Source organism: Thermodesulfomicrobium thermophilum DSM 16697, assembly GCF_059568695.1.
In genome coordinates this window covers 1-3,862 of record NZ_JCANTW010000010.1, presented here as the reverse complement: position 1 = coordinate 3,862, position 3,862 = coordinate 1, and the positions used below count along the sequence as shown (strand labels likewise).

General features: G+C 55.3%; 2 tRNA genes and 2 rRNA genes. All 4 read right to left on the bottom strand.

The window, feature by feature from the left end:
* Positions 1-78 precede the first annotated feature (78 nt).
* A 23S ribosomal RNA gene (locus BR00_RS01290) occupies positions 79-3,018 on the bottom strand.
* A gap of 95 nt (positions 3,019-3,113) precedes the next feature.
* Positions 3,114-3,189, bottom strand: a tRNA-Ala gene (locus BR00_RS01285).
* A gap of 3 nt (positions 3,190-3,192) precedes the next feature.
* Positions 3,193-3,269 (bottom strand) — tRNA-Ile (locus tag BR00_RS01280).
* 53 nt (positions 3,270-3,322) lie between these two features.
* A 16S ribosomal RNA gene (locus tag BR00_RS01275) occupies positions 3,323-3,862 on the bottom strand; the annotation flags it as partial.

The following is a 3,862-nucleotide window of genomic DNA, read 5'->3' as shown; positions in this document are numbered from 1 at the left end:
CCGAGTTCGGAATGGATTCGGGTGGGACACCTCCGCTATGACCGCCAGGAGAAAATATATAAGAATAATAGAGAGAAGAGAGATACGTCACTCGATCCATTAGTACCGGTCAGCTCAATGCGTTACCGCACGTACACTCCCGGCCTATCTACCAGGTAGTCTCCCTGGGATCTTACTGCCTTGCGGCAGGGAGAGCTCATCTCGTGGACGGCTTCCCGCTTAGATGCTTTCAGCGGTTATCTCTTCCGATCATAGCTACCCTGCTGTGCCGCTGGCGCGACAACAGGTCCACTAGAGGATCGTCCACTCCGGTCCTCTCGTACTAGGAGCAGACCCACTCAACTCTCCAACGCCCACAGAAGATAGGGACCAAACTGTCTCACGACGTTTTAAACCCAGCTCGCGTACCACTTTAAACGGCGAACAGCCGTACCCTTGGGACCTGCTCCAGCCCCAGGATGTGATGAGCCGACATCGAGGTGCCAAACCGCGTCGTCGATGTGAACTCTTGGACGCGATCAGCCTGTTATCCCCGGCGTACCTTTTATCCGATGAGCGATGGCCCTTCCATGCGGAACCACCGGATCACTAACACCGACTTTCGTCCCTGCTCGACTTGTCAGTCTCGCAGTCAAGCTCCCTTATGCGTTTGCACTCAACGGCTGGTTTCCAATCAGCCTGAGGGAACCTTTGTGCGCCTCCGTTACTCTTTGGGAGGCGACCGCCCCAGTCAAACTACCCACCAGACACTGTCTCCCACCCGGATCACGGGCTGGGATTAGAATCCTAAACTACCAAGGGTGGTATTTCAACGACGGCTCCACGAATACTGGCGTACCCGCTTCACAGCCTCCCACCTATCCTACACATGATAGTCCAAGATCCAATGTCAAGCTGTAGTAAAGGTGCACAGGGTCTTTCCGTCTTTCTGCGGGGAGACGGCATCTTCACCGCCAATTCAATTTCACTGAGCCTCTGGTTGAGACAGCGCGGAGATCGTTACGCCATTCGTGCAGGTCGGAACTTACCCGACAAGGAATTTCGCTACCTTAGGACCGTTATAGTTACGGCCGCCGTTTACTGGGGCTTCGATTCAAAGCTTCGCCTCGCGGCTAACCTCTCCTCTTAACCTTCCAGCACCGGGCAGGCGTCAGACCCTATACGTCGTCTTACGACTTCGCAGAGTCCTATGTTTTTAGTAAACAGTCGCCACCGCCACTTCTCTGCGACCACCCCAAGCTCGCATAGTCAATACGCTCACCCAAGGTGGCACCCCTTCTCCCGAAGTTACGGGGTCATTTTGCCGAGTTCCTTAACCAGAGTTCGCTCAAACGCCTTGGGTTACTCACCCCACCCACCTGTGTCGGTTTCCGGTACGGTCTGCAGTACCTCTCGCTACGAGGATTTTCTTGGCAGCGTGGGCTCAATGGCTTCGCCTAACGGCTCGGCATCACGTCTCAGGGTTCGCGGCTTCCCGGATTTGCCTAAGAAGCCCCCCTACTCGCTTGCACCGGGTATTCCAACACCCGGACCACCTACCCTCCTGCGTCCCCCCTTCACTCAAACAAGGTACCACAGGTACGGGAATATTAACCCGTTTCCCATCAGCTACGCGTTTCCGCCTCGCCTTAGGGGCCGACTTACCCTGGGAAGATTATCTTTACCCAGGAAACCTTGGGTTTACGGCGAACAGGTTTTTCACCTGTTTTATCGTTACTCATGCCAGCATAGTCACTTCTCTGCAGTCCACAGCACCTCCCGGTGCTCCTTCAACCCACAGAGAACGCTCTCCTACCAATCAGACCTACGCCTGATTCCGAAGCTTCGGCGCCATGCTTAGCCCCGTTACATTTTCGGCGCAGGGTCGCTCGACCAGTGAGCTATTACGCTTTCTTTAAAGGATGGCTGCTTCTAAGCCAACCTCCTGGCTGTCCAAGCGACCCCACCTCCTTTCCCACTGAGCATGGACTTGGGGACCTTAGCTGTCGGTCTGGGCTCTTTCCCTCTCGACCACGAACCTTATCACCCGCGGTCTGACTCCCGGGATTCACCTTTTGGCATTCGGAGTTTGATAGGGTTTGGTAAGCGGGTAAGCCCCCTAGCCCTGTCAGTGCTCTACCTCCAAAAGGAAACTCCCGAGGCTATACCTCAATATATTTCGGAGAGAACCAGCTATCACCGAGTTTGATTGGCCTTTCACCCCTATCCACAAGTCATCCGAGTAATTTTCAACTTACAACGGTTCGGTCCTCCACTTGGCTTTACCCAAGCTTCAACCTGCTCATGGATAGATCACCCGGCTTCGGGTCTAATCCGCAGTACTCAACGCCCTATTCAGACTCGCTTTCGCTACGGCTCCACCTCGCGGCTTAACCTCGCACTACAGATTAACTCACTGGCCCATTATGCAAAAGGCACGCGGTCACACCAAAAAGGTGCTCCCACTGCTTGTAGGCATACGGTTTCAGGTTCTATTGCACTCCCCTCACTGGGGTTCTTTTCACCTTTCCCTCACGGTACTGGTCCACTATCGGTCGCCAGGGAGTATTTAGCCTTGGAAGATGGTCCTCCCAGATTCAAACGGGATTTCACGTGTCCCGCCCTACTCAGGTACCCCCCTCGCCACTTTCGATTTCGCATACGAGACTGTCACTCTCTCTGGTGGGCCTTTCCAGACCCTTCTGCTATCTACTCATGGATCGATTCCGGGGGCCCTACAACCCCACACAGCATGCTGCATGGTTTAGGCTCCTCCGCTTTCGCTCGCCGCTACTCACAGAATCTCTCTTGATTTCTTCTCCTTCGGGTACTGAGATGTTTCACTTCCCCGAGTTCGCTTCCTGCAGCCTATGAATTCAGCCACAGGATGACTGGACATGACTCCAGCCGGGTTGCCCCATTCGGAAATCCCCGGATCATAGCTCGTTTGGCAGCTCCCCGAGGCTTATCGCAGCCTCCCACGTCCTTCATCGCCTCCTGGCACCAAGGCATCCACCGTATGCCCTTAATTCCGTATCTCTCTTTCCCTCTATTCTTCTGTCAATGAACCACAAGCTTTCCGCTCATGTCCCCTAGCGATGATTCGCTCGAGGACCCAAGGGCAAACCTTGTCGTGGTGGAGGTGAACAGGTTCGAACTGATGACCTCCTGCGTGCAAGGCAGGCGCTCTCCCAGCTGAGCTACACCCCCACTTGGTGGGCCTGGGAAGACTTGAACTTCCGACCTCACGCTTATCAGGCGTGCGCTCTAACCACCTGAGCTACAAGCCCCCACCGCAAGGACAACAACCCTTGCAAGTAAATAGCGAGAAGAACTCTTCCGATAAGGAGGTGATCCAGCCGCAGGTTCCCCTACGGCTACCTTGTTACGACTTCACCCCAATTACCAGCCCTACCGTAGGCGCCTACCTCCCTTGCGGGTTAGTCCGGCGACTTCGGGTAGAACCGACTTTCGTGGTGTGACGGGCGGTGTGTACAAGGCCCGGGAACGTATTCACCGCGGCATGCTGATCCGCGATTACTAGCGATTCCAACTTCATGCAGTCGAGTTGCAGACTGCAATCCGGACTACGACGAGTTTTTTGGGATTCGCTCCACCTCACGGTATCGCTGCCCTTTGTACTCGCCATTGTAGTACGTGTGTAGCCCTGGGCGTAAGGGCCATGATGACTTGACGTCGTCCCCACCTTCCTCCCGGTTGACCCGGGCAGTCTCCCTAGAGTGCCCAGCTTCACCTGATGGCAACTAGGAACAAGGGTTGCGCTCGTTGCGGGACTTAACCCAACACCTCACGGCACGAGCTGACGACAGCCATGCAGCACCTGTCTCTGGGTTCCCCGAAGGGCACTCCCGCATCTCTGCAG